General features: G+C 69.8%; 20 protein-coding genes, 1 pseudogene and 2 riboswitches. Of the genes and pseudogenes, 15 read left to right on the top strand and 6 right to left on the bottom strand.

Features of this window, described 5'->3' with window-relative positions; all coding sequences use genetic code 11:
- The first annotated feature begins 106 nt into the window (after positions 1–106).
- On the top strand, positions 107–790 hold the full coding sequence (locus ACFYUV_RS24450; RefSeq protein WP_387671522.1) for a DoxX family protein: 684 nt from the start codon (positions 107–109) through the stop codon (positions 788–790).
- Positions 791–793: 3 nt separating this feature from the next.
- Here ACFYUV_RS24450 and ACFYUV_RS24445 read toward each other — a convergent pair whose 3' ends face one another.
- A complete protein-coding gene (locus tag ACFYUV_RS24445) occupies positions 794–2089 on the bottom strand; it encodes an aminotransferase class V-fold PLP-dependent enzyme (RefSeq protein WP_387671520.1) in 1296 nt (431 codons plus the stop codon).
- A gap of 46 nt (positions 2090–2135) precedes the next feature.
- A riboswitch (SAM riboswitch) is annotated at positions 2136–2251 on the bottom strand.
- 75 nt (positions 2252–2326) lie between these two features.
- On the opposite strand from ACFYUV_RS24445, the gene ACFYUV_RS24440 reads away from it, so the two are divergent.
- Positions 2327–3526: a cytochrome P450 gene (locus ACFYUV_RS24440; protein WP_358291568.1), complete on the top strand. Its 1200-nt coding sequence runs from the start codon at positions 2327–2329 to the stop codon at positions 3524–3526.
- On the opposite strand, the gene ACFYUV_RS24435 is transcribed toward ACFYUV_RS24440, so the two are convergent.
- Positions 3510–4472, bottom strand: a complete 963-nt coding sequence (locus tag ACFYUV_RS24435; RefSeq protein ID WP_387671518.1) for an SAM-dependent methyltransferase — start codon at positions 4470–4472, stop codon at positions 3510–3512. The genes ACFYUV_RS24440 and ACFYUV_RS24435 overlap by 17 nt on opposite strands.
- A 194-nt stretch (positions 4473–4666) precedes the next feature.
- On the opposite strand from ACFYUV_RS24435, the gene ACFYUV_RS24430 reads away from it, so the two are divergent.
- The 5 genes from ACFYUV_RS24430 (at position 4667) to ACFYUV_RS24410 (ending at position 10368) form a co-directional block, all read left to right on the top strand.
- Complete coding sequence (locus ACFYUV_RS24430; RefSeq protein WP_352358570.1) at positions 4667–4891, top strand: chaplin family protein; 225 nt, start codon at positions 4667–4669, stop codon at positions 4889–4891.
- Between the two features lie 334 nt (positions 4892–5225).
- A complete protein-coding gene (locus ACFYUV_RS24425) occupies positions 5226–6116 on the top strand; it encodes a Rossmann-like and DUF2520 domain-containing protein (RefSeq protein ID WP_387671516.1) in 891 nt (296 codons plus the stop codon).
- A 22-nt stretch (positions 6117–6138) separates the two neighbouring features.
- Positions 6139–6972 carry a pantoate--beta-alanine ligase gene (gene panC / locus ACFYUV_RS24420; protein ID WP_387671514.1) on the top strand — a complete coding sequence of 278 codons (834 nt, stop codon included), beginning with the start codon at positions 6139–6141 and terminating at the stop codon, positions 6970–6972.
- 84 nt (positions 6973–7056) lie between these two features.
- The gene (locus ACFYUV_RS24415) at positions 7057–9582 is read left to right on the top strand and encodes an L-aspartate oxidase (RefSeq protein ID WP_387671512.1); all 2526 of its coding nucleotides are present in this window, start codon (positions 7057–7059) and stop codon (positions 9580–9582) included.
- A 3-nt stretch (positions 9583–9585) separates the two neighbouring features.
- Entirely contained in the window at positions 9586–10368 is a 783-nt protein-coding gene (locus tag ACFYUV_RS24410) for a type III pantothenate kinase (protein ID WP_352318636.1), read from the top strand.
- 65 nt (positions 10369–10433) lie between these two features.
- Here the strand turns inward: ACFYUV_RS24410 and ACFYUV_RS24405 are convergent, their stop codons facing one another.
- Positions 10434–10910 (bottom strand): hypothetical protein, encoded by a 477-nt coding sequence (locus ACFYUV_RS24405; protein ID WP_387671510.1) that lies wholly within the window; start codon positions 10908–10910, stop codon positions 10434–10436.
- Between the two features lie 148 nt (positions 10911–11058).
- Here ACFYUV_RS24405 and lysX point away from each other — a divergent pair, with 148 nt between their 5' ends.
- Positions 11059–12540, top strand: a complete 1482-nt coding sequence (gene lysX / locus ACFYUV_RS24400) for a bifunctional lysylphosphatidylglycerol synthetase/lysine--tRNA ligase LysX (protein WP_352358581.1) — start codon at positions 11059–11061, stop codon at positions 12538–12540.
- Between the two features lie 47 nt (positions 12541–12587).
- Here lysX and ACFYUV_RS24395 read toward each other — a convergent pair whose 3' ends face one another.
- Complete coding sequence (locus ACFYUV_RS24395) at positions 12588–13517, bottom strand: NADP-dependent oxidoreductase (protein WP_387671508.1); 930 nt, start codon at positions 13515–13517, stop codon at positions 12588–12590.
- Between the two features lie 80 nt (positions 13518–13597).
- Between ACFYUV_RS24395 and ACFYUV_RS24390 the strand changes: the two genes are divergently transcribed.
- Positions 13598–13996, top strand: coding sequence for a winged helix-turn-helix transcriptional regulator (locus ACFYUV_RS24390; protein ID WP_387672192.1), 399 nt, complete (start codon positions 13598–13600; stop codon positions 13994–13996).
- A gap of 33 nt (positions 13997–14029) precedes the next feature.
- Here the strand turns inward: ACFYUV_RS24390 and ACFYUV_RS24385 are convergent.
- Positions 14030–14455, bottom strand: a pseudogene (locus tag ACFYUV_RS24385) (cytochrome P450); the annotation flags it as partial.
- A 743-nt stretch (positions 14456–15198) separates the two neighbouring features.
- On the opposite strand from ACFYUV_RS24385, the gene ACFYUV_RS24380 reads away from it, so the two are divergent.
- Positions 15199–15411: a LuxR C-terminal-related transcriptional regulator gene (locus ACFYUV_RS24380; protein WP_132597751.1), complete on the top strand. Its 213-nt coding sequence runs from the start codon at positions 15199–15201 to the stop codon at positions 15409–15411.
- Positions 15412–15498: 87 nt separating this feature from the next.
- Here the strand turns inward: ACFYUV_RS24380 and ACFYUV_RS24375 are convergent, their stop codons facing one another.
- The gene (locus tag ACFYUV_RS24375) at positions 15499–16542 is read right to left on the bottom strand and encodes an NlpC/P60 family protein (protein WP_387671507.1); all 1044 of its coding nucleotides are present in this window, start codon (positions 16540–16542) and stop codon (positions 15499–15501) included.
- A gap of 6 nt (positions 16543–16548) precedes the next feature.
- A riboswitch (cyclic di-AMP (ydaO/yuaA leader) is annotated at positions 16549–16700 on the bottom strand.
- A gap of 287 nt (positions 16701–16987) precedes the next feature.
- On the opposite strand from ACFYUV_RS24375, the gene ACFYUV_RS24370 reads away from it, so the two are divergent.
- The 5 genes from ACFYUV_RS24370 (at position 16988) to ACFYUV_RS24350 (ending at position 24331) form a co-directional block, all read left to right on the top strand.
- Positions 16988–17557 carry an amino-acid N-acetyltransferase gene (locus ACFYUV_RS24370; protein ID WP_358291588.1) on the top strand — a complete coding sequence of 190 codons (570 nt, stop codon included), beginning with the start codon at positions 16988–16990 and terminating at the stop codon, positions 17555–17557.
- A gap of 85 nt (positions 17558–17642) precedes the next feature.
- Positions 17643–19244: an RDD family protein gene (locus tag ACFYUV_RS24365; RefSeq protein WP_387671505.1), complete on the top strand. Its 1602-nt coding sequence runs from the start codon at positions 17643–17645 to the stop codon at positions 19242–19244.
- A gap of 106 nt (positions 19245–19350) precedes the next feature.
- The gene (locus tag ACFYUV_RS24360) at positions 19351–19839 is read left to right on the top strand and encodes an RDD family protein (protein ID WP_387671504.1); all 489 of its coding nucleotides are present in this window, start codon (positions 19351–19353) and stop codon (positions 19837–19839) included.
- Positions 19840–20364: 525 nt separating this feature from the next.
- Positions 20365–20697, top strand: a complete 333-nt coding sequence (locus ACFYUV_RS24355) for an Lsr2 family protein (protein ID WP_125641669.1) — start codon at positions 20365–20367, stop codon at positions 20695–20697.
- Between the two features lie 1132 nt (positions 20698–21829).
- Positions 21830–24331, top strand: coding sequence for an ATP-dependent Clp protease ATP-binding subunit (locus ACFYUV_RS24350; RefSeq protein WP_387671502.1), 2502 nt, complete (start codon positions 21830–21832; stop codon positions 24329–24331).
- The last annotated feature ends 65 nt before the right edge of the window (positions 24332–24396 follow it).

Raw genomic sequence — 24396 nt, 5'->3', positions numbered from 1 at the left:
CGTCCCACGGGGTGATCCAGCGTGGGGGATGGTCAAGGAATCGTATGGCAACGCATCCCGAAGCCAGACATGGGGATCAATACCGGGAACGGGGGGAGAAAGCACTGTGAAGAGAGTCCTGTTTGATGTGGCGGCCCTGATCTCCCGGGTGGTACTCGGGGTGATCTTCGTGGCGCACGGCTGGCAGAAGTGGCAGGGCGGGCTCGGTGCCGCGGCGGGGCAGTTCCGGGAGATGGGCGTGCCCATGCCCGAGTTGTCGGCCGGATTCGCCGCCATCGTCGAGCTGGTCGGCGGCGCACTGCTGATCCTCGGCCTGCTGGTCCGGCCGGTGGCGTTGCTGCTGCTCATCGACATGATCGGCGCGATCGTCTTCGTGCACGCGGGCCACGGGGTGTTGTCGCAGGGCGGGGGCTGGGAACTGCCGGGCGCGCTGGGTGCGCTGTCCTTGATGCTCGCCGCGCTGGGTGGCGGCCGCATCGGGCTCGACGGCATCTTCCACTCGACGTACCGCCGCCGCAGGGAACGCCAGATCGCCGAGGACGACCTCGCCGCGCACCGGCCGGCCCGGCGCGCCGAGCCGACGACGGTCGTCACCGAGGGGCCGGCCGCGCAGGTCGGGCCCGAGGGCGGCCCGACGACGCCGGCCCGGCCCGAGGGCGAGGCCGAGCAGCCCAACGTGCCGCGGCAGCCCAACGCGCCGCGCCCCGGGCACCTCAACGACGAGGACATGCGGGACATCGACGCCCTGGTGTCCGACGAGCCGCACCAGCAGAAGCCGCCCAACCGCTGAGCGTCAGCGGCTGACCAGGTCGCGCAGGGCCTCGACCAGGCGGTCGACGTGCTCCTGCGTGCTGCCGATGCCGATGGAGGCGCGTACCGCCGAGGCGGTGCCGTCCTCGCAGCCGCCGTCCGAGGTGCCGAGCAGGTGGCGGACGAACGGGTGCGCGCAGAACTTGCCGTCCCGCACGCCGATGCCGTACTCGCCGGACAGCGCCTCGGCCACCTCGCGGGCCGAGTAGCCGTCCACGACGAACGACACGATCCCCACCCGCGGGTGGTCCTCGCCCCACAACGACAGCTCGCGCACCCCGTCGATCGAGGCCAGACCGGTACGCAGCCGGGCGATCAGGCGCTCCTCCTCGCGCACCAGCTCCGTCCACCCCGTGGCGGTGAGCGCGTCGCAGGCGGCGGCCAGGGCGATGGCGCCGAGCACGTTGGGGGTGCCGGCCTCGTGGCGGGGCTCGGGGTCGTCGTGCCACTCGGTGGTCTCGCCGACCGAGCGCACCGCGCCGCCGCCCTTCAGGTACGGCTCGCCCGCCGCCAGCCAGTCACGGCGTCCGACCAGCACGCCGGCGCCGAAGGGCGCGTACAGCTTGTGACCGGAGAAGGCCACGTAGTCCAGGTCGAGCGCGGTCAGGTTGAGCCTGCGGTGCGGGACGAGCTGGGCGGCGTCCACCAGGATCCGGGCGTCGTGCCGGTGGGCGATGTGGGCGAGGGCGGCGATGGGCCACAGCTCGCCGGTGACGTTGGAGGCGGCGGTGACCACGAGCAGCTTGGGCCCCTCGATCCCGGCCAGCGCCTCGTCGGCGGCGCGGACGGCCTCGCCGGGGAAGGCGGGCGGCGCCAGGCGCACGGACCGCTCCCAGGGCAGCAGCGAGGCGTGGTGCTCGGAGTCGAAGACGACGACGGTCGTGCCCTCGGGCAGGCAGCCGGCCAGCAGGTTGGTGGCGTCGGTGGTGTTGCGGGTGAAGATGACGGCGTCGTCCGGGCGGGCGCCGACGAAGGCTCGGACCGTGTGGCGGGCCTGCTCGTAGCGGGCGGTGGTGAGCTGGGAGGCGTAGCCCGCGCCGCGGTGGACGCTGGAGTAGGCCGGGAGCGCGGCGGCGACGGCGGCGCTGACCGGCTCAAGACAGGGGGCGCTGGCCGCGTAGTCGAGGTTGGCGTAGCTCACCAGCCGGCCGCCCTTGACCGGCACTTCGAGGTCGGCGCCGAGCACGGCGGGGATCGACCGTCCGGAGGCGGCGGCAGGGGCGGGGGCCTCGGCGGCGGCCTGGGCGGGAACGGAGTTGAAGATCGTCAGCGTGGACACGGCACAGCTCCTCACGGGTCGGTCGGACCCCTGGGAGCAGCCACGGAGCCCGCGCTTGCCCGCCACACCTCGTGACGGACCAGGTCTTCACCCGGGGCACCCCGCCGCGGACGCGAGGGTTGCCGGCCAGCTAGCCGGGGCTTGTCGCTGGCACTCATGACCTACGACGGCACTATAACCGACACCCGGGCATGATTCGCAAGCTCAGCAGGTCAACCCGTCTCATAAGATGAAATCGTGCGCTTTGATCCCTGGAATCCGGATTTCGTCGTCGACCCCTATCCGGCGTACGACGAGTTGAGGCGCGAGGCGCCCGTCCGCTACTTCGAGCCGTCCAACCAGTGGCTGATCTCCCGGCACGCGGACGTGAACGCGCTGCTCAGGGACCGGCGGCTGGGCCGCGACTACACCCACGTCGCCACGCACGAGGAGTTCGGCCGGCAGCCCGCGCCGGAGTTCCAGGAAGCCTTCTGGCGGGTCAGCAGGAACGGCATGCTGGAGGTCGAGCCGCCGGACCACACGAGGCTGCGCCGGCTGGTGTCCAAGGCGTTCACGCCGCGCATGGTCGAGTCGCTGCGCCCGCGCGTCCGGGCCATCGCCGAGAGCCTGATCGACGCCTACGTCGAGAAGGGCGGCGGCGACCTGATCGCCGAGGTCGCCGAGCCGCTGCCGGTCACCGTCATCGCCGAGATGCTCGGCGTCCCCGAGCAGGACCGCCACCTGCTGCGCCCGTGGTCGGCCGACATGTGCGGCATGTACGAGCTCAACCCCAGCCTGGAGACCCAGCACCAGGCGGTGCGCGCGGCCGAGGAGTTCGAGTCCTACCTCAAGGACCTGGCCCGCGACCGGCTCGCGAACCCCGGCGAGGACCTGGTCAGCGCCCTGGCCGCGATCCCCGAGCTGACCCTCGACGAGCTGGCCGGCACCTGCGTGCTGCTGCTCAACGCGGGCCACGAGGCCACGGTCAACGTCACCGGCAACGGCTGGCGGGCCCTGCTGAAGAACCCGGGCGAGCTGGCCCGGCTGCGCGCCGACCGTTCGCTGCTGCCGACCGCCATCGAGGAGCTGCTGCGCTACGACACCCCGCTCCAGCTCTTCGAGCGCTGGGTGCTGGAGGACATCGAGGTGCACGGCGTGCGGATCCCGCGCGGCTCGGAGGTCGCCTGCCTGTTCGGCTCGGCCAACAGGGACCCCGAGGTGTTCGAGGACCCGGACCGGCTCGACCTGGGCCGTCCGGACAACCCGCACATCTCCTTCGGCGCCGGCATCCACTTCTGCCTGGGCGCGCCGCTGGCCAGGATCGAGCTGACGGAGTCGTTCACCGCGCTGCTGGACCGGGTAGGGACCATCGAACTGCGCGCGGAGCCGGTCTACAAGCCGGGCTTCGTCATCCGCGGCCTGCGCTCGCTCGACCTCGACGTCACCGGCTCTGGCTGAGCCAGCCGAACCCGCCGAGCCCGGCCGGATCGATCAGCTCGCCCTCCTCCGACGCCCGCGCCAACGCGCGCACGTAGCCGCGCGGATCGGTGCGGGCGAGGTCGACCGGCGGCCGGGCGCCGGTGAGGCCCAGCGCCCGCAACATGTCGCGCTGTGTGGACAAGGTTGTGGATATCGCGCCGGCCCGCCGCCCGGCCTCGGCGCACGCGTCGAGCGCGACGTGGGCGGTGATGTCGCAGGTCCCGTCGGGGATGGGCGTGACGACGGCGCCGTCGCGGTAACCGGTCAGCGTGCCACAGAGCGGTCGGTTATCCACAGGGTGTGCATAATCCACGGCTATCGCCCGGCCGCGGGCGAGGCGTACCAGAACGGAGGCCCAGGCGTCGTCACGGGGGCGGCCGATCTCGGCTCGGGTGCCCACGTGCGGCAGCGGCCACCAGCGGTCGAGCCATTCGCGGTCGGCGGGCCGCAGCGGGCCGCCGAGGCGCTCCTCCCCGGTGCGGGTGTTGACCATGACCAGACGCGGGCCGCCGGAGGTCTGCTCGGCCACGTCGAGCGGGATGTTGTCGAGCCACTCGTTGGCGACGGCCAGCCCGGTGATGCTGGACGGCAGGCAGCGGCGCCACTCGATCTCGTCGGGCAGACCCGGCGGCCTGGGTGACAGGTCGACGCACGTGACCCGGAGCCGGTCGCGCAGAGCGGGCTCGGCCAGGTCGAGGACGCGGCGGACCAGCACGCCCTCGCCTGAGCCGATGTCGACCAGGTCGAGCCACTCGGGGGAGCCGAGGTCGCAGTCGACCTCCGCCAGCAGGGCCAGGACCGCCTCGGCGAAGACGGCCGAGGCTCCGACCGAGGTGCGGAAGTGGCCCGAAGGACGTTCGCGGAGGTAGAAACCCTCCTCGCCGTAGAGCGCGCGCTCGGTCGCGGCGCGCCAGGTGAGCCACATGAGGCTGACTATCTCATGACTCCGGCCCCCAACACGCTAAGTCATTGATTGACTACACTTGGTCGCTACATTGCGCTAACGTTTACGTACTGTCACCGAGCGACTGCGTTTCGCCCATCCGCGGTAAGCGGCGAGCCGGTTCGCTCCACCAAAGCATTGCGGCCACCACGGCCGCATACTGAGAGGAGCCCCCCGTGAAGAAGACTCTGGTCATGGCAGGTGCCATTGCCCTGCTGGCGCTGGCGGCCCCCGCGTACGCCGACGACGTCACCCACGGCAACAACGGCATCCTGAGCGGCAGCCCGATCCACCTCCCCATCACCGCCGTCGTGCCCGTCTGCGGCAACAACATCGGCATCCAGGCCGTGCCGATCAACGGCTGCCAGGGGAGCCCCAACACCGCGGTCTACAGCCGCTGAGGCAGGGAGAGCCCGGACCGCTCGCGGGCGGTCCGGGCTCTGATCCCGGCCGGTCAGTCGGCGGATGACCGGTCAGTGCACCTCCAAGAGGTCGCATCCAGGCGGGCGTCGAGTTGTCAGGACTCGGCGCCCGTCGTCGTGCGTGGACCCCTCTCCTCATCTCTTTCGACAGGGGGTGCACGATTCGTATGCCCCTGTCGCATTTGTCGTTAACACAACGGGCGGTAAAGCGGCGGACATGCCTGGCCGCGTTCGTCGGCCCGCGACATGTGCGCCGCCGCCCGCCGGTTACGCTGGTCGGCAGTGCCATCACGGTCGACAGGGGTGAGACGTCATGGACGCAGGTGATCGCCCGGCACGGCTGACCGTCGGCGTGCTCGGCGCGGGCAAGGTCGGCTCCGCGCTCGGCGCCGCGCTGGCGCAGGCGGGCCACCGGATCGTCGCCGCGAGCGGGGTCTCCGACAGGTCGCGGAGGTGGTCCGCCGACCGGCTCGGGGTCGAGCTGACACGGCCCGACGAGGTGGTGGCCGCCGCCCAGCTCATCCTGCTGACCGTCCCCGACGACGCGCTGCCCGACCTCGTGGCCGGCCTGGCCCGTACGGGCGCCGACCTCCAGGGCAAGCTGCTCGTCCACACCAGCGGCGCGTACGGCCTGTCGGTGCTCGAACCGGCCGCCGGGGTGGGCGCGCTGCCGCTCGCGCTCCACCCGGTCATGACCTTCACCGGCCGCGACGACGACCTCAACAAGATCACCGGCATCTCGTTCGGCGTCACCGCGCCCGACCTGCTGCGGCCGGTGGCCGAGGCCCTGGTGATCGAGATGGGCGGCGAGCCGGTCTGGATCGCCGAGAGCGACCGCGCGCTCTATCACGCGGCCCTGGCCAACGCCGCCAACCACATGGTCACCCTCATCGCCGAGTCCGAGGAGCTGCTCGGGCGCATCGGCGTCGAGCACCCGGGCCGGATGCTGGGCCCGCTGCTCGGCGCGGCCCTCGACAACGTGCTGCGGCTGGGCATCGCCGGGCTGACCGGCCCGGTCGTCCGCGGCGACGCCGGCACCGTGCGCAAACACGTCGACGCGCTGATCCTGGCCGCCCCGGAGGCCGCCGACGCCTACATCGCGCTGGCCCGGCTCACCGCCGACCGGGCGCTGGCCGCGGGGCTGCTCAAACCGGAGGAGGCGGAGCGGCTGCTCGACGCGCTTGGGGGCAATATATGGACCTGACCGTCGGGTGTGGAGGGCAGCAATGGATCTGATCGTGGCCGGCAACCGGGACGACCTGGCGAAGGCGCGTGGCACGGGCAGCGTGGCGCTGGTCCCGACCATGGGCGCGCTGCACGAGGGCCATCGGTCGCTGATCAGGGCCGCCCGGGTACGCGCCGACCAGGTCGTGGTCAGCATCTTCGTCAACCCGCTGCAATTCGGTCCTAACGAGGATTTTTCCCGCTATCCCCGTACGTTCGACGCCGATCTCGACGTGTGCCGGGAGGAGGGCGTGCACGTGGTGTTCGCGCCCTCGCCCGAGGACATGTACCGCCCCGACCGGCAGGTGAGCGTCTGCGCGGGCGAGATGGGCACGATCGTCGAGGGCGCCTCCAGGCCGGGCCACTTCGACGGCGTGCTGACGGTGGTGCTCAAGCTGTTCAACCTGGTCCGCCCCGAGGTGGCGATCTTCGGCCAGAAGGACGCCCAGCAGCTCGCCGTCATCCGCCGCATGGTGGCCGACCTCGACCTGGCCGTCGAGATCGTCGGCGCGCCCACCGTGCGCGAGCCCGACGGCCTGGCCCTGTCCAGCCGCAACCGTTACCTGTCGGCGCGCGACCGCGCGGTCGCGCTGGCCCTGTCCCGCGCCCTGCGGGCGGGCGCGGCCGAGCTCACCGCCGGCGCGATCCGGTCCACCGCCCGCGCGGTGCTCGACGAGGCCGGGCCCGACCTCGACCTCGACTACCTGGCACTGGTCGATCCGGCCACGTTCAAGGAGGTCGACGACGCCTACGAGGGCTCGGCCGTGCTCGCCGTGGCGGCTCGGGTGGGCGGCACCCGGCTGATCGACAACGTCGTCCTGAGCCTTCGTCACTGATCCGTACGGTGCCCCCGGGGCATGTCCACGCTGCGGCAGGCGTTATCGTCATAGTGACGAAATCGCCTCAGTGAGGAGACCCCCATGAGTGCACCGGCGATTCCCCAGCGTCTGACGGCCCCCGAACCCGGCTGGACGGTCGAGGCGGACGTGGTCGTCGTCGGCTCCGGCGTCGCGGGCCTGACCGTGGCGCTGCGCCATGCCGAGCTGGATCCCGCGGCCAAGGTCCTGGTCGTCACCAAGGACGTGCTGTCCGCCGGGTCCACCAAGTGGGCCCAGGGGGGCATCGCCGCCGTGCTGGACCCGCGCGACACCCCCGACGAGCACCTGAGCGACACGTTGCTCGCCGGGGTCGGGCTGTGCGACACCAAGGCCGTGCGAACCCTGGTGACCGAGGGGCCGGGCGCGCTGCGGCGGCTCATCGAGCGCGGCGCCCGGTTCGACCGCACCCCCGACGGCGAGCTTCAGCTCACCAGGGAAGGCGGTCACCGGCGCCACCGGATCGTGCACGCCGGCGGCGACGCCACCGGCGCCGAGGTGCAGCGGGCGCTGGTCGAGGCGGTGCGCGCCGGATCGATCGAGGTGATCGAGCACGCGCTCGTGCTCGACCTGCTCAAGGACGCCCGCGGCCGGGCCAGGGGAGTGACCCTGCACGTCATGGGCGAGGGCGCGCGTGACGGCGTCGGGGCGGTCCTGGCGCGGGCGGTGGTGCTGGCCACCGGCGGCATGGGCCAGGTCTACGCCGCGACCACCAACCCGGTCGTGTCCACCGGCGACGGCGTGGCGCTCGCGCTCAGGGCGGGGGCGGTCGTGCGCGACATCGAGTTCGTGCAGTTCCACCCGACCGTGTTGTGGCTGGGGGAGGGCTCGACCGGCCAGCAGCCGCTGATCTCCGAGGCGGTCAGGGGCGAGGGCGCCGTCCTCGTCGACCACGAGGGCAACCGGTTCATGCAGGGCGTGCACGAGCTGGCCGACCTGGCCCCGCGCGACGTCGTGGCCAAGGCGATCACCAGGGTCATGGGCGAGACCGGCCGCGACCACGTCTTCCTCGACGGCCGCCACTTCGGCAGGGACAAGTGGGAGAGCCGCTTCCCCACCATCTACGCCGTCTGCCGGGAGCACGGCATCGACCCGGTCACCGAGCCGATCCCCGTCTCCCCGGCCGCCCACTACGCCAGCGGCGGCGTCCGCGCCGACCTGTCCGGGCGTACCTCGATCGAGGGTCTGTACGCCTGCGGCGAGGTGGCCTGCACCGGCGTCCACGGCGCCAACCGGCTGGCCTCGAACTCGCTCCTTGAGGGCCTGGTCTTCGCCGAGCGCATCGCCGAGGACATCCACCGGACGCGTCCCGAGCCGGGCGAGCCGGTCGCCGGGCGGGCCGCGACGGGCCTGGTGGACCCCAGGGCCAGGCCCAGGATCCAGGCGCACATGAGCGCCGGCGCCGGGGTGCTGCGCAGCCGCGCGTCGCTGCAGGCCACGTCGAAGGCGCTGCGCGACGCGCTCTGGACGCCGGTCGAGGTGCCCGCCTGCACCGAGTCGTGGGAGGCGAGCAACCTTCTCACCGTCGCCGCCGTCCTGACCGGCGTGGCGGCGGCCAGGCTGGAGACCCGCGGCTCCCACTGGCGCGAGGACCACGAGACCCGGGACGACAATGAGTGGCTGGGCCACCTGGACGTGACCCTGACCGAGGAGGGCCTTCGCATGACGTACACCCCGCACGGCGAGGCGATGCCGCCGCGGCTGGCGCAGGAGCTGACCGCCGCCGGGCTCGACCCGGCCGAGGTCGACGCGCTGATCGACCGCGCGCTCGAAGAGGACCTGCAGGAGGCGGGCGACGTGACCAGCCTGGCCACGATCCCGGCCGAGCAGCGTTCGGCCGCCGACGTGGTGGCCCGCAAGGACGGCGTGGTGGCCGGGCTGGCCGTGGCCGAGGCGGTCTTCCTCCGGCTGGGCGCCGGCCGCGCCGAGCGGCGGGCCAAGGACGGCGAGCGGGTGGCGGCCGGCGACGTGCTGATGACGGTCGAGGGCCCGACGCGGGCCGTGCTGACCGCCGAGCGCACCGCGCTCAACCTGCTCACGCACCTGTCCGGGGTGGCCACGCTGACCGCCAGGTGGGTGGCCGCGATCGAGGGCACGCGGGCGCGGGTGCGCGACAGCCGCAAGACCCTGCCGGGTCTGCGGTCCCTGGAGAAGTACGCCGTGCGCTGCGGCGGCGGCGTCAACCACCGCATGTCGCTGTCGGACGCGGCCCTGATCAAGGACAACCACGTGGTGGCGGCCGGCGGCGTGGCCGAGGCGTACCGCGCGGTGCGCGAGCGCTATCCCGAGGTGCCGATCGAGGTCGAGATCGACCGGCTCGACCAGCTGGAGCCCCTGCTGGACGAGGGCGCCGAGGAGATCCTGCTGGACAACTTCACGGTCGAGGACACCGTACATGCCGTACAAATCGTGAAAAGTCGGGCGAAAAACAGGGTTGCGCTTGAAGCGAGTGGGGGATTGACCTTGGAATCGGCTCGTGATGTGGCTGAAACTGGCGTTGACTACCTTGCGGTGGGAGCGCTCACCCACTCGGCGCCGGCCCTGGACATCGCACTGGATTTGCGGGGGTAATTGATGCTGCTCACGATCGACGTCGGCAACACGCACACGGTGCTGGGGCTGTTCGAGGGCGAGGACGTCATCGAGCACTGGAGGCTGGCCACCGACGCCCGCCGCACCGCCGACGAGATCGCCGTCGTGCTCCAGGGGCTGCTGGCCCAGTCACCCCTGCTCAAGGGCGCCGACATCAGCGGCATCGCCATCTGCTCGACCGTGCCGAGCGTGCTCAACGAGATGCGGGAGATGTGCCGCCGCTACTACGGCGACGTCACCGCCGTGATCGTGGAGCCCGGCGTGCGCACGGGCGTGCCGGTGCGCATGGACAACCCCAAAGAGGTGGGCAGCGACCGCATCGTGAACGCCCTGGCCGCCATCGACCAGTACGGCGGCCCGTGCATCATCGTCGACTTCGGCACCGCCACCTCCTTCGACGCGGTGTCGGCCAAGGGCGAGTACGTCGGGGCGGTCACCGCTCCCGGCATCGAGATCTCGGTCGACGCCCTGGCCGCCGCCGGCGCCCAGTTGCACAAGGTCGAGCTGGTCAGGCCGCGCTCGGTGATCGCCAAGAACACGGTCGAGGCACTGCAGGCCGGCATCATCTACGGCTTCGCCGGCCAGGTCGACGGCATCGTCGAGCGCATGGCCGCCGAGCTGGCCGACGACCCCGACGAGGTGACCGTCGTGGCGACCGGCGGCCACGCGGCGCTGGTGGTCGGCGAGTCGCGCTCGATCGACGTGCACGAGCCGTGGCTGACCCTCATCGGCTTGCGCCTGATTTATCACCGCAATACCGCTTAGAACGTGACAAGCGGCCCCCGCTCGGGAAGGGGGCCGCCTGTCGGTCGTGGTGTCGCCTGCGAGGGTCACTCGTTCTCGGCGCTGTAGAGCTCGCTCCAGGGGCCGCACTTGGTGGCGAAGACGCCCTGCTCGGGAACCTGGCAGACCTTGGCCCGCAGAGTGAAGACGTCGTTCTCCTCGAAGTGGAACTTCTTGTAGCCGGGGAAGCCGCAGTACTTCTTGGCGTAGACCGTGGACCAGTCGCTGTCGGAGTCCTCGGCCTGGAACTTCACGTACGCGCACTTGCCGCCCTCGTCGTAGTCGCGGTCGTCCAGGTCGTACAGCCGGCCGGTGACGTGGACCTCGTTGGAGTCCTCCTCGTCCCACTCGACGCTGACGTGACCCTGGGCCTTGGCCAGGTGCTGCTTGGCGTACACCGGGCCCCAGTAGTCGGAGTAGTCGTCGAAGTCGGCGGTGGTGGCGCTGGCGGCCGAAGGAAGCGACAGGGCCACGGCGCTGGTGGCGGCGATGGCGAGGATGCCCGTCGCGATCTTCTTCATCATGATCTCTCCCGGAGCTCCCCTCGGGCCGGCTCCTTGCCGGCTCCCCCCGGAGCTCGTGAGTCATTGGTACAAAAGGGTCCTTGCAGCGCCCCTGCAGGGAACCGTCACGAGCGCTTGCAGTTCGCCGTATCCCCTACGCTTTGTTGTTGTGAGCGAGGAACTTCCAGAGCAGATGCGCATCCGGAGGGAAAAGCTCGACCGCCTCCGCAGCGAGGGCGTCGACCCTTACCCGGTGAACTTCCCACGCACGGCGACCAACGCCGAGGTCAAGGAGAAACACCAGGGCCTGGAGCCCGACACCGCCACCGGTGAGACGGTGGGGGTCGCGGGCCGCGTCATGCTCAACCGCGTGGGCGGCAAGCTCTGCTTCGCCACACTCCGCGACGGCGGCGCCGACCTGCAGGTCATGATCTCGCTCGACAAGGTCGGCGAGGAGTCGCTGGCGGCCTGGAAGCGCGACGTCGACCTGGGCGACCACGTCGGCGTGACCGGCGAGGTCATCACCTCGCGCCGCGGCGAGCTGTCGATCCTCGCCGACAGCTGGCAGATCACCGCCAAGTGCCTGCGCCCGCTGCCGGAGAAGCACGTCGGCCTCACCGACCCCGAGGCGCGGGTGCGCCAGCGCTACGTCGACCTCATCGTCAACGACGAGGCCAGGAAGATGGCGCGGGTGCGCAGCGCGACCGTGCGCGCGGTGCGCGACTTCTGGCACGAGGAGGGCTACCTCGAGGTCGAGACCCCGATGTTGCAGCCCATCCACGGCGGCGCGACGGCCCGGCCGTTCAAGACCCACATCAACGCCTACGACATGGAGCTCTACCTCCGCATCGCGATCGAGCTCTACCTCAAGCGGCTGGTGGTCGGCGGCGTCGAGAAGGTCTTCGAGATCAACCGCAACTTCCGCAACGAAGGCGCCGACTCCACGCACAACCCCGAGTTCACCATGCTCGAGGCCTACGGCACCTACCTCGACTACAACGACATCGCCGACCTGACGCAGCGCATGTACCAGAAGGCCGTCGTGGCCGCCCTGGACACCACCGTGGTCGTGCACGACGGCGTCGAGATCGACCTCGGCCTGGAGAAGTGGCCGCGGGTCCGGCTCTACGACCTGGTGTCCGACGCCGTGGGCGAGGAGATCACCACCGAGACCACCCTTGAGGAGCTGCGGAAGATCGCCGACCGCCGTGAGGTCCACTGGGACGCCAAGTGGGGGTCGGGCAAGCTCGTCCAGGAGCTGTTCGAGGCGCTGGTCGAGCACACGCTCGTGCAGCCGACGTTCGTCATGGACTACCCGCTGGAGACCTCGCCGCTGGCCCGTCTCCACCGCGACAACCCGCTGCTGACCGAGAAGTGGGACCTGATCGGGTTCGGCACCGAGCTCGGCACCGGCTACTCCGAGCTCAACGACCCGATCGACCAGCGTCACCGGCTGGTGGAGCAGTCGCTGCTGGCCGCGGGCGGCGACCTTGAGGCGATGCAGCTCGACGAGGACTTCCTGCAGGCCCTTGAGTACGCGATGCCGCCCACGGGTGGCATGGGCGCCGGCATCGACCGGATGATCATGGCCTTCACCGGCAAGAACATCCGCGAGACCATCCTGTTCCCGCTGGTCAAGCCCACCCACTGAGCCGCCGTCCGGCGCCCCGCGCAGGTGCGGGGCGCCGGTCCGGACGGTCAGGGCACCAGCACGAGCCGCCCGCGCAGGCCGCCCTCCGCCAGGCGGGCGTGGGCGTCGGCCGCCTTCTCCAGCGGGTACGTCCCGGCCACCCGTAGCGTCAGCCGTCCGGCCTCGACCAGGCGCACCAGCTCCGCGAGCTGCCGGGCGTCCGAGCGGAACAGCACGGTGGCCACGTCCGTGCCGCGCAGCGCCACCGGCGCGACCCCCGACGCGAGGGCCACGAACGCTCCGCCGTCCCGTATGGCGTCGAGCGCGGGCAGGCCGAGCACGGCCGCGTCCACCACGGCGTCCACACCGCCGGGCACCTGCGCCCGTACGGCCTCGGCCAGGTCCTCCTCGCGGGGGACGAACCATTCCGCCCCGAAGCCGCGTACCAGCTCCTCGTCCGCGGCGCCGGCGGCGGCCACCACCCTGACGCCGCGCACGGCGGCCAGCTCCACCAGGTAGCCTCCGACGGCCCCGGCCGCCCCCGTGACCAGCAGCGTGCCACCCGGACCGACGCCGGTCCGGTCGAGCGCCTGCCAGGCGGTGAGCCCGTTCAGCGGCAGCGTGGCCGCGTGGACGGGGCTCACGCCGCGCGGCGCGCGGGCCACCGCCGGGGCGTCCAGCACGACGTACTCGGCCTGCGCCTTGTACGGCAGCTCCAGCCGCGCGCAGAGCCCCACGACCTCCTCTCCCACGCTGAAGGAGGTTCCCGGGCCCACCTGGTCGACGGTCCCCGCGGCGTCGAAGCCGATCCCGTACGAGTCGAGCTTCCTGGCCAGCCCGTACGAGGCCAGGGCCCCGGACGCCACGGCCAGGTCGAAGGGGTTGACCCCGGCCGCGGCCACCTTGATCCGCACCTGGCCGGGCCCCGCCACCGGCAGTGGCGCGGACACCAGCCGGGGAGCGCCGGAGCCGCCGATGAGTGCACGCATGTTCGTCATGCCCGTGACCCTAGGAAGAGTTACTCTCTTTCAGTAAGTAGGCACCTGGAAGTGCGTAACACACAGCGAGGAGTGAGACGGTGGCGACCACGACGGCGGCGCAGCGGCGTGACCAGGCGAGACTCGCCTTCGACGCCTACTTCGCCGAATGCCCTTCCCGCAAGCTGCTCGACCGGCTCAGCGACAAATGGGTCACGCTGGTGCTCAGCTCGCTGGCCTCCGGCGAGCGCCGCTACAGCGACCTGGCCCGGCACATCGCGGGGGTCAGCCAGAAGATGCTCACCCAGACCCTGCGCGGCCTGGAGCGCGACGGCCTGGTGGCGCGCCGGATCACGCCGCAGGTGCCGGTGCGCGTCGACTACGCGCTCACCCCGCTGGGCCAGAGCCTGATGCCGCTGGTCACCGCCATCAAGGCATGGGCCGAGGAGCACATCGAGGACGTCGAGGCCGCCAGGGAACGCTACGACGCTACCGCCTGAGCCGCACCGGCAGCCGGGCTCGCGGCCGGGGGCGAACCGGTCGGGATCGGCGAACGCGGCGGGGTCGCGATTGGCCGCGCCGATCGGCACGAGCACGGCCGAGCCCGCGGGCACCGGCGTCCCGCCCAGTTCCCGGTCCTCCAGCGCGATCCTGGAGGTGAGCTGGACCGGCGGATCGAAGCGCAGCACCTCCTCCACGACCTCCCTCGGGCGCTCGGCGGCGCGGTGCAGCAGGTCGTGCCGCAGCAGGTTCAGCACGCCGTTCGCGATGAGGTTGACGGTGGTCTCGTGGCCGGCCACGAGCAGCAGCACGCAGGTCGCCAGCAACTCGGCCTCGGTGAGCTCCTCGACGTGTGCGAGGGCGCTCAGGAGGTCCTCGCCGGGACGCTCGCGCCGCCGCGCGATCAGGTGGCGGAAGTAGTCGCGGAACTCGTTCCTGGAACGCTCCGTTTCCGACATGAGGGCGTCTGTCAGCATCGGGTCAAGTCCGCGGGCAAGGGCCTCGCTCCATCCGCGGAAGCGGTCGTGGTCCTCCGGCGGCACCCCGAGCATCTCGCTGATCACCATCACCGGCAGCGGGTACGCGAAGCCGGAAATCAGCTCCGCCTCCTCCGGCAGCCGCCCGATCAGGTCGGCGGTGATCGCCTCGATCCGCGGCCTGAGGCGGGTCACCATGCGCGGCGTGAACGCGCGGCTGACCAGAGCACGCAACCGGGTGTGATCGGGCGGGTCCATGAGCAGGAACGACCTGCCGGGCTGACCTGCCTCTTCCTGCGCGGGCGAGGACGTTCCGTGACCGAACCCGGGGTCGCGCAACACGGCCGCGCACAACTCGTACGTGGTCACGACGAGCAGCCCGCCGCGCGTTCTGAAGATCGGCCCGGCGGCTCGCAGCTCGCGATATCGGACGTACGGATCGCGCACAAATTGCGGATCCGAGGGATCAAAACCCAGCACGTCGGTGGCGCTCATCGGAGGTGGAACCGGGCCGCCGAATTGATCGTTTGGACCGTTCATAGCGGACCACGGCGTGCCAACATATGCGGAGTACGTCACATATAAGTGATCATGTCAATAGCACTGGTCAAGGGCGCCGATTGTGGCGCTTGACGACCTTTCCGCGATGCGTTTACCTTCACCGAGACGAGCGGCTTTGCTTCGCCTGAAAGGTCCGAGTTCTGCTGTTTGGGGGAGGGCTCCCGGTGGATGTGCTCACAGAAGGCGTTGAGCTGAGCCACGCGGATTTGGCGTTACTGGCCGAGCTGGCCAGGGGAGTGACGGTCGATCGGGTCGGCAGGCGGCTGGACATCAGCGGACGGACCGTACGGCGCAGGCTGAGGGGCATCTGCGACCGCATCGGCGTGGCCACGGCGATCGAGGCCGTGGCATGGGCGGCGCGCCGCCAGCTCATCTAGCGGCGCTCATCCGGTGGCGCTCATCATCCAGTGACGCTGGGCGAACCGGCGCTGGGCGAAGTGGCGCTGGGCGAACCGGCGCGCGGGTCAGTCCGCGATGCGCACGCCGCCGGCGAACGGCCGCCCGCCGATCGGGGCGACCCGCACGACGTCACCCGTCCGCGGAGCGTGGACCATCATGCCGCCGCCGATGTAGATGCCGACGTGGTGCAGGTCGCTGTAGAAGAACACCAGGTCGCCGGGGCGCAGCTGGTCGCGGCTGACCTGCCTGCCGGCCGTCCACTGGTCGCCGGTGTAGTGGGGGAGCGAGATGCCCACGCGCTGGTAGGCGGCCATCACCAGCCCGGAGCAGTCGTAGGAGCGCGGCCCTTCGGCGCCCCACACGTACGGCTTGAGCTGCTGGGTGAGGGCCCACTTGACGGCCTGGGCGGCCTTGCCGTCGCCGATGACCGGCAGGTTGACGCGCACGGCCCGGGTGCCGGGACGGCCGGCCTCGCCGACGGCCCGCCGGTAGAGGTTGCTCTCGACCTTGGTGACCAGCTTGGTGATCTTCGAGCGCCTGCTCTCCAGATCGGTGACGAGCTTCTGGACCTCGGCGATGCGGGTCTTGGCGCCGGCCCTGGCCCGCTCGGCGGCCTCCATGGCCCTGGCGAGCTGGTTGACCTCCTCGCCCTGCTGCTGTTCGAGCGCGTACGTGGTCGCGGCCCGGTCGAGGAAGGTCTCGGGGTCGCCGGACTGGGCGAAGGCCAGGGCCTTGTCCAGGCCGCCGGTGATGTAGGCGTTCTGGGCGAGCAGCGAGGCCCTGGCGCGCTTGGCGGCCAGGTCGGACTCGCTGGTGGCCAGGATCTTCTGGGCGGAGTCGTTGGCCTTCTGGGCGGCCTTCAGCCGTTCGCGCTGCTCGTTGTACTGCTCGGCCAGCGTCTCGATCTCTTCGTGCAGCTTCTCCACCTGGTCGGAGAGCTCGGAGAGCGACGGCTTCGGGTCGGCGGCGGCGGAGCCGACGGGGACGGCGAACAGCATCGCGGCGACGGTGACGCCGATGACGCCGAGGCGGTGTGCGCGCCTGGCCTGCTCCTGGGGGCGGGCGTGCCTGCCCCCGGACGTCCCCGAGCGGTCGAACGTCCGCTTCACCAACCGAGCTCCTCTCATCGACGCCGGCCGGGTTAGCTGACGGGTTCGGGCCGGAGCAGCCCTACCGAGATGGTCGGATTCACCCCAAGTGGTGGCGCCAGGTGCTCGCCGCCGTTGGTTCCCCGGCTTCCCTTGCGGGAATTGGGCGTGTCTTTCCGCGCGCATTACGCGGAGAACATCGTCGCTGGACACTAATGCACTCCGGGTTCACGCTCAACCGGAACTGCCGAGTCTGTAGAGGTTTCACAACTGAAGGGTCACAAGGTGATCTCGTGGGTAGCCGTACGGAAGCGGGCTTCTGCACCTTTTGTCCAGCATTCGGGGTGCTGAGGTCTGGAGGAAAGCTCCAAGTCGGCCCGTGTTCACCTGACCACGGGATGTGATGAGATGCCCGAGACGTGGGATTTAGGGCCGAGCCGTAATGAGATCTGTACCCTGGGGAGCCATGGAGCAGGTGGCCGAAGTGGCAGTCCCCGAGACCGCGGTCGTGGTCAGGCGTGCGCGCACGCCCGACGTGCGTGCGATCAGGCGTCTCGTGGACACCTACGCGGGCGCGGGGCCGCGGCTCCTGGAGAAGGCCACGGTCACGCTGTACGAGGACGTCCAGGAGTTCTGGGTGGCCGAGCGGGGCGGGGAGGTCGTCGGCTGCGGCGCGCTCCACGTGCTCTGGGAGGACCTCGCCGAGGTCCGTACGGTGGCCGTCGATCCCGCGTGCCGGGGGCTGGGCGTGGGGCGGCGGATCGTCTCGGCACTCGTCCGGCAGGCGAAGGATCTGGGGCTGCGGCGTGTATTCTGTCTGACTTTTGAGGTCGACTTCTTCGCGAGGCACGGTTTCCGCCCCATCCAGGGCACACCGGTCTCACCCGAGGTCTACGCCGAGTTGCTGGCCTCGTACGACGAGGGTGTGGCGGAGTTCCTTGATCTGGAACACGTCAAACCGAACACCCTTGGCAACACCCGCATGCTGCTGCATCTGACATCGGGTGACGCGGACCTTGACCACTTGGAAAGGTGATTGTTGATACCTATGTCGATACGTTGGGCAGCACAGGCATGTGTCCTGACACGTGCCACATGCGCACTCGAAGCGAGGTGACACGGTGAGCACCGGACAGCCGCCGTACCCACAGGACGATTCCGGCGAGAACCCCGAGTACGGCCAGCACCACGGCCGTCGGCCCGGTGAGCCCGACCCGGACGTGACTGTGGTCGGCTACCGGGCGGACGATGCCTTCGGCCAGCCCCCATACGGTCAGCAGCAGCAACAGGGCTATGGCCAGCAACAGCAGTACGGCCAGCAACAGCAGCAGTACGGCCAGCAGCAGGGCTACGGCCAGCAGCCCCAGTACGGCCAGCAGGCCGCCCCGGGTCAGCAGGGCTACGGCCAGCAGCAGGGCTACGGCCAGCAGCCGCAGTCCTCGGGCCAGCAGTACACGCAGCCCGGCTACGGCCAGGAGGCCCAGTACGGCCAGCAGGCCGCCTCGGGTCAGCAGGGCTACGGTCAGCAGCCGCAGTCCTCGGGCCAGCAGTACACGCAGCCCGGCTACGGCCAGGAAGCCCAGTACGGCCAGCAGGGTTACGGACAGCAGCCCGCCTCCGGCCAGCAGTACGCCCAGCCCGGCTACGGCCAGCAGGCCGCCTCCGGTCAGCAGGGCTACGGGCAGGAGGCCCAGTACGGCCAGCAGGCCGCCTCGGGCCAGCAGGGTTACGGTCAGCAGCAGCAGTACGGCCAGCAACCGCAGTCGCTACCCGACTACGGCCAGCAGCAGGGCTACGGGCAGGACGCCCAGTACGGCCAGCAGGCCGCCTCGGGCCAGCAGGGTTACGGCCAGCAGCCGCAGTCCTCGGGCCAGCAGTACGCCCAGCCCGGCTACGGCCAGCAGGCCGCCTCCGGTCAGCAGGGTTACGGCCAGGAGGCCCAGTACGGCCAGCAGGCCGCCTCGGGTCAGCAGGGTTACGGCCAGCAGCCGCAGTCCGACTACGGCCAGCAGCAGGGCTACGGCCAGGACGCCCAGTACGGCCAGCAGGGCGGCTACGCCCAGCAGCAGTACGGCGACCAGCAACAGGGTTACGGCCAGCAGTACGGCGACCAGCAGCAGTACGGCCAGGCATACGGCCAGCAGCAGCAGTCGCAGCCCTACGGCCAGCCCGGCTACGGCCAGCCCTACGGTCAGCCCGTCGGCGTGCAGCCTCCGGGAGCTCCGGCCCCCCTGGCGGAGTGGTGGCAGCGTCTGGTCGCGAGGATCATCGACGGCGTCATCCTCGGCGTCGTGAACTTCGTGGTCAGCCTCATCCTGGGCCTGTTCGCGATCGGTTACGACTCGGCGACCGGCTCGACCTCCGGCATCCTGTCGGGCTTCGTCATCGGCATCCTGTCGGCGATCGTGACGACCGCCGTCTGGGTGTGCTACGAGTTCTTCCTGACGAAGATGAACGGCCAGACGGTCGGCAAGATGGTCATGGGGATCAAGGTCGTGCCGGTGGGCCAGGCCCTTCCTCCGGGCGGGCTCGCGTCCGACCTGGCGATCAAGCGCGCCGGCGTCACCTGGGGCGGCTACATCCTGAGCGTCATCCCGTTCCTCGGCCCGCTGCTCGCCTGGGCGTGCGTCGCGGTCAACGGCGCCTCGCAGCTGTGGGACAAGCCGCTGCAGCAGACGTTCGCGGACAAGTTCGCGGGCACGGTGGTCGTGAAGATCAAGTAATCCCGCGTCAGCGTAAAACAGGGGCCGGCTTCCCGCCGGCCTCTGTTTTGTGTGTGCGGGGCGTACCAATATGGGGGGTACGACCGCCGACCGCGTGAGGTGGGATATGGCCGGGACACCGTCGTGGCCGGGCGCCGTGCCCGCGGAATGGTGGGAACGCCTCGCCGCCCGCTTCATTGAGGCGCTGGTCTTCGGGGTCTTCTATTACATTCTGTTCATCGCGCTGTGGGGCGCCTTCCGGACTGTCGGGATGGTCGAGGCGTTCGGCGGACGGCTCCCCGGGCTCTTGGCCTGGTTCCTGGCCGGCCTGTGTTATACGGCCTATGACTGGCGGGCCCATTGCCTGCGCCGGCGGACGTTCGGCCAGGCGATCATGAAGATTCGCCTGGCGCCGGACGGCCTTCCGCGTGGCGCCCTGCTGAAACGGGCCCTGGTCTATCCCGGGCCTGTCATGCTGATGGGCATTCCGGTGGTCAATCTGCTGGCCGGAATGCTGCTGTTCGGCGTCGGGCTGCTCATCCTGATCGACAAGCCGTTGGAGCGCGGGCCACATGACAGGCTGGCCGGAACGCGGGTGGTAAAAGATCTTCGTTGAGGCGTCCACACCTGGGAAGATGCCTTTTCGCAAAATTTTCCCTTGATCCGGTAAGGAGCCTGGAGAGACTGGCATTAGGCTATGGGACGTCCGGGTTGCCGGATGTCGGTGCCCCTGCTCCCTGAGGGCGACTGTGTGTGGCTATGGTCGGTTCCGGGTGAGTTGTCACCTAGGCGTCATGAGCGTCCGGCGTGCTCCCGCAGGTCCCGCAGGTCGCGCCGGGATGCGTATTTAGCGCCCCCGAAACCCTGCTAGCCCTGGAGGCGAGGACGAATGGAAGCCGTAACAGACGTATTGTCAGCGCTCATCCCCCCGGTCGTGGTCGGCGGCGCCTTCATCTTTGGCGCGGTGAAGTTGCTGCGATCGGAGGGCGCCGGGCGACGGGCAAACCGCCAGGATCAGGCCGAGAACCAGAACTGATCTGCCAGTCAGCCGAATCCCCGTAGCGCTGAATTGTCTCCGCGCCTTTCCGGGTATATGTTTGGGCGAGCGAATGAAACAATGCTCCGGGAAAGGATTGCGTAGATGGCCAAGCAGATCCAGGAGATTCTCATCGATGACCTCGATGGGGGCGAGGCCAATGAGACGGTCAGCTTCGCTATTGACGGCTCCTCCTATGAGATTGACCTCAGCGACGTTAACGCCAAGAAGCTGAGGGACGCACTCACGCCTTTCGTGCAGCACGCCCGCAGGGCAGGAGCCGTGTCCGCCCGTCGCCGTGGTCGCGGCGGCAACCGTGCGATGAGCCGCGAGAAGAGCTCGGAGATCCGGCAGTGGGCCAAGGCTCACGGCCTGCCGGTCAGCGAGCGCGGCAGGATCGCCTCCACCGTCGTGGAGAAGTACGAAGCGGCTCACTGAGCCTCGTCGAGAGAGCCATCTCCTGACCATGCGCTTATGCCGTTCGCCTAGGACCCCGGCGAGCGCCATAAGCGCATGATCGTTTTTGTGGGGAGTTCGTGAATCCCCGGACCACTTGTTGATCTTCTAATTCGCCCAAATGTGGGCGTATTGCTCGCTCGTGTCGCCGGACAAGGCGCCCGCGCGGGAGTGGAACGTGCCGGGCTTTGCGGCCGGCGTCCGTGTCAATTCCCGGGCGCCGCCGGGCTCGCCGCGTGTTGGCCGCCGTGTTCGTCGCCGTGTTCGTCGCCGTGTTCGTCGTCGTGTTCGTCACCCGCAGTCGGAACGGGCCAATGCCGTCACCCGCCGCAATGTTCCCCTTCCCGGCTCCTGCGGCGTACGCGCAAAGCGGTGACCCTCCGCCGCACAATCGGGCAGCCGGTGCTTCCGGAAGCGCCGTCGCGAGCCCTGTTCCGGTACCGGGTACTTCCGTCTTCTTACGGCCTTGTGCGGGGTTCTCAGGGCTTGTCGGGCCTCTCTTCGGGCTTCTCTTCGGGGTTCTTGGTGGGCCGGGACGCGGATGACCGGCAAAACGCGGGCGTGCGACTGGTGGGGCACGATGGAAAACCGGTGGCCTCTCCCGTGTGCCGCGCATTGTCCCGTCGCGGGACCCTCGTGCGCACCGGCGATCGGTAACCCGGCTGACCCGATGGGGAATACGTGTGAGGTGCGTTGCGTGCCGAGTTGTGCTCAGGGCGTAGCGCCCGCGCTTGGACGCGGTTTGGAGCAGCACATACGATGATTACGTAACAGATACGGGCGCGGGCATCGGAGATGCGTGGCTGGCGGGCACCCCAAGGCTGGCTTCGCCCCGGCGTCCGACGGCCGATCCGTGTTGGTCCGCCCTGGGCCGCGGGCGTCGAATTCCAGGCGCTTCCGGGAAGCGCCTAAACATCGTTCGCTTGCGGCGTATCGGGAACACGTCACCCCCGAACAGTAGTTGGATAGAGGGTGAACGCCCTGCTCTCGGGGAACGTCTCTGCTATAGAGCGTGTCAGCGGCAGTGGGCACGGTTCGCCGAGCCAGGGCTAGCATGCGGGATGACGGGACCGGATTTACCGGCCTGACTGACCGCTCTGTGAGGAGCGACGAGATGTTCGAGAGGTTCACCGACCGAGCGAGGCGTGTTGTCGTCTTGGCCCAAGAAGAGGCCAGGATGCTCAACCACAACTACATCGGCACTGAGCACATTCTTCTTGGTTTGATCCATGAAGGTGAGGGCGTAGCCGCCAAGGCTCTGGAGAGCCTCGGCATCAGCCTTGAGGGTGTGCGCCAGCAGGTCGAGGAGATCATCGGCCAGGGCCAGTCGGCTCCGTCGGGGCACATTCCGTTCACCCCGCGGGCCAAGAAGGTCCTCGAGCTGTCGCTCCGTGAGGCTTTGCAGCTGGGTCACAACTACATCGGCACCGAGCACATCCTGCTCGGGCTCATCCGCGAGGGTGAGGGTGTGGCCGCCCAGGTGCTGGTCAAGCTTGGAGCTGATCTCAACCGTGTCCGGCAGCAGGTCATCCAGTTGCTCCACGGTTACCAGGGCAAGGAGCCGGCCGCCGCGGGCGGTCCCCAGGAGTCGGCGCCGTCCACGTCCCTGGTGCTCGACCAGTTCGGCCGCAACCTGACCCAGGCGGCCCGTGAGGGCAAGCTCGACCCGGTCATCGGCCGTGAGAAGGAGATCGAGCGGGTCATGCAGGTCCTCTCCCGGAGGACCAAGAACAACCCGGTGCTGATCGGCGAGCCCGGCGTCGGCAAGACCGCCGTCGTCGAGGGCCTGTCGCAGAAGATCGTCAGGGGCGAGGTGCCCGAGACGCTGAAGGACAAGCAGCTCTACACGCTTGACCTCGGCGCCCTGGTCGCCGGCTCCCGCTACCGCGGTGACTTCGAAGAGCGCTTGAAGAAGGTGCTCAAGGAGATCCGCACGCGCGGCGACATCATCCTGTTCATCGACGAGCTGCACACGCTCGTCGGCGCGGGCGCCGCCGAGGGCGCGATCGACGCCGCCAGCATCCTCAAGCCGATGCTGGCCCGTGGCGAGCTGCAGACGATCGGCGCCACCACCCTCGACGAGTACCGCAAGTACCTCGAGAAGGACGCCGCGCTGGAGCGCCGCTTCCAGCCGATCCAGGTGGCCGAGCCCTCTCTCAGCCACACGATCGAGATCCTCAAGGGTCTGCGCGACCGCTACGAGGCCCACCACCGCGTCTCCATCACCGACGACGCCCTGGTGGCCGCCGCGCAGCTGGCCGACCGCTACATCAGCGACCGCTACCTGCCCGACAAGGCGATCGACCTCATCGACGAGGCCGGTTCCCGGATGCGCATCCGCCGGATGACCGCTCCGCCGGACCTGCGCGAGTACGACGAGAAGATCGCCAACGTCCGCCGCGACAAGGAGTCCGCGATCGACGCGCAGGACTTCGAGAAGGCTGCTGCGCTCCGCGACCAGGAGAAGCAGCTCCAGCTCAAGCGCGAGCGGCGGGAGAAGGAGTGGAAGGCCGGCGACATGGACGTCGTGGCCGAGGTCACCCAGGAGCTCATCGCCGAGGTCCTGGCGACCGCCACCGGCATCCCGGTCTTCAAGCTGACCGAGGAGGAGTCCCAGCGCCTGCTCCGCATGGAGGACGAGCTCCACAAGCGGATCATCGGCCAGGACGACGCCATCAAGGGTCTGTCGCGGTCCATCCGGCGTACCCGCGCCGGTCTGAAGGACCCGCGCCGTCCCGGTGGCTCGTTCATCTTCGCGGGCCCGTCCGGTGTCGGTAAGACCGAGCTGTCCAAGGCTCTGGCGGAGTTCCTCTTCGGCGACGAAGACGCTCTGATCAGCCTGGACATGTCGGAGTTCATGGAGAAGCACACCGTCTCCAGGCTGTTCGGCTCGCCTCCCGGCTACGTCGGCTACGAGGAGGGCGGTCAGCTCACCGAGAAGGTGCGGCGCAAGCCGTTCTCCGTGGTCCTGTTCGACGAGATCGAGAAGGCCCACCCCGACATCTTCAACTCGCTGCTGCAGATCCTGGAAGACGGTCGCCTGACCGACGCCCAGGGCCGCGTGGTCGACTTCAAGAACACGGTCATCATCATGACCACCAACCTCGGCACCCGTGACATCTCCAAGGGCATCGGGGTCGGGTTCGCGAAGTCCAACGACACCGAGTCCAACTACGAGCGGATGAAGGCGAAGGTCCAGGAGGAGCTCAAGCAGCACTTCCGGCCCGAGTTCCTCAACCGTGTCGACGACATCGTGGTCTTCCACCAGCTGACGCCGAACGAGATCATCAAGATCGTCGATCTGATGCTCGCCCAGGTCGACGCCAGGCTGAAGGACCGCGACATGGGTCTCGAGGTCTCGCCGGAGGCCAAGCAGCTGCTCGCCGACCGCGGTTACGACCCGGTCATGGGCGCCCGGCCGCTGCGCCGTACGATCCAGCGCGAGCTGGAGGACTCCCTGTCCGAGAAGATCCTCTACGGCGAGCTCCGTCCGGGGCAGGTCGTGAAGGTGACGATCGAGGGCGAAGGCGACAACGCCAAGTTCGTCTTCAAGGGCGAGTCCGCCTCGACGGTCCCGGACTCGGCGGCGGCGATCGCCGCGCCGATCCAGCACTGACCGACCACCACCGAAAACCCCCGCCCCGGCGGGGGTTTTCGCGTTCCATCCCCCGACGCCTGACG

The sequence above is a fragment of the Nonomuraea sp. NPDC003560 genome (genome assembly GCF_042878785.1).
In the GTDB taxonomy this organism is placed as follows: Bacteria; Actinomycetota; Actinomycetes; order Streptosporangiales; family Streptosporangiaceae; genus Nonomuraea.
The sequence above is the reverse complement of the archived record's forward strand: the minus strand, read 5'-3'. Positions and strand labels throughout refer to the sequence as shown.

Bases quoted from the DNA above. Each gene is read 5' to 3' on its own strand.
- ACFYUV_RS24435 (WP_387671518.1), bottom strand. From the start codon at position 4,472: ATGTGGCTCACCTGGCGCGCCGCGACCGAGCGCGCGCTCTACGGCGAG.
- ACFYUV_RS24425 (WP_387671516.1), top strand. From the start codon at position 5,226: ATGGACGCAGGTGATCGCCCGGCACGGCTGACCGTCGGCGTGCTCGGC.
- panC (WP_387671514.1), top strand. From the start codon at position 6,139: ATGGATCTGATCGTGGCCGGCAACCGGGACGACCTGGCGAAGGCGCGT.
- ACFYUV_RS24415 (WP_387671512.1), top strand. From the start codon at position 7,057: ATGAGTGCACCGGCGATTCCCCAGCGTCTGACGGCCCCCGAACCCGGC.
- ACFYUV_RS24410 (WP_352318636.1), top strand. From the start codon at position 9,586: ATGCTGCTCACGATCGACGTCGGCAACACGCACACGGTGCTGGGGCTG.
- ACFYUV_RS24405 (WP_387671510.1), bottom strand. From the start codon at position 10,910: ATGATGAAGAAGATCGCGACGGGCATCCTCGCCATCGCCGCCACCAGC.
- ACFYUV_RS24395 (WP_387671508.1), bottom strand. From the start codon at position 13,517: ATGACGAACATGCGTGCACTCATCGGCGGCTCCGGCGCTCCCCGGCTG.
- ACFYUV_RS24370 (WP_358291588.1), top strand. From the start codon at position 16,988: ATGGAGCAGGTGGCCGAAGTGGCAGTCCCCGAGACCGCGGTCGTGGTC.
- ACFYUV_RS24360 (WP_387671504.1), top strand. From the start codon at position 19,351: ATGGCCGGGACACCGTCGTGGCCGGGCGCCGTGCCCGCGGAATGGTGG.
- ACFYUV_RS24355 (WP_125641669.1), top strand. From the start codon at position 20,365: ATGGCCAAGCAGATCCAGGAGATTCTCATCGATGACCTCGATGGGGGC.
- ACFYUV_RS24350 (WP_387671502.1), top strand. From the start codon at position 21,830: ATGTTCGAGAGGTTCACCGACCGAGCGAGGCGTGTTGTCGTCTTGGCC.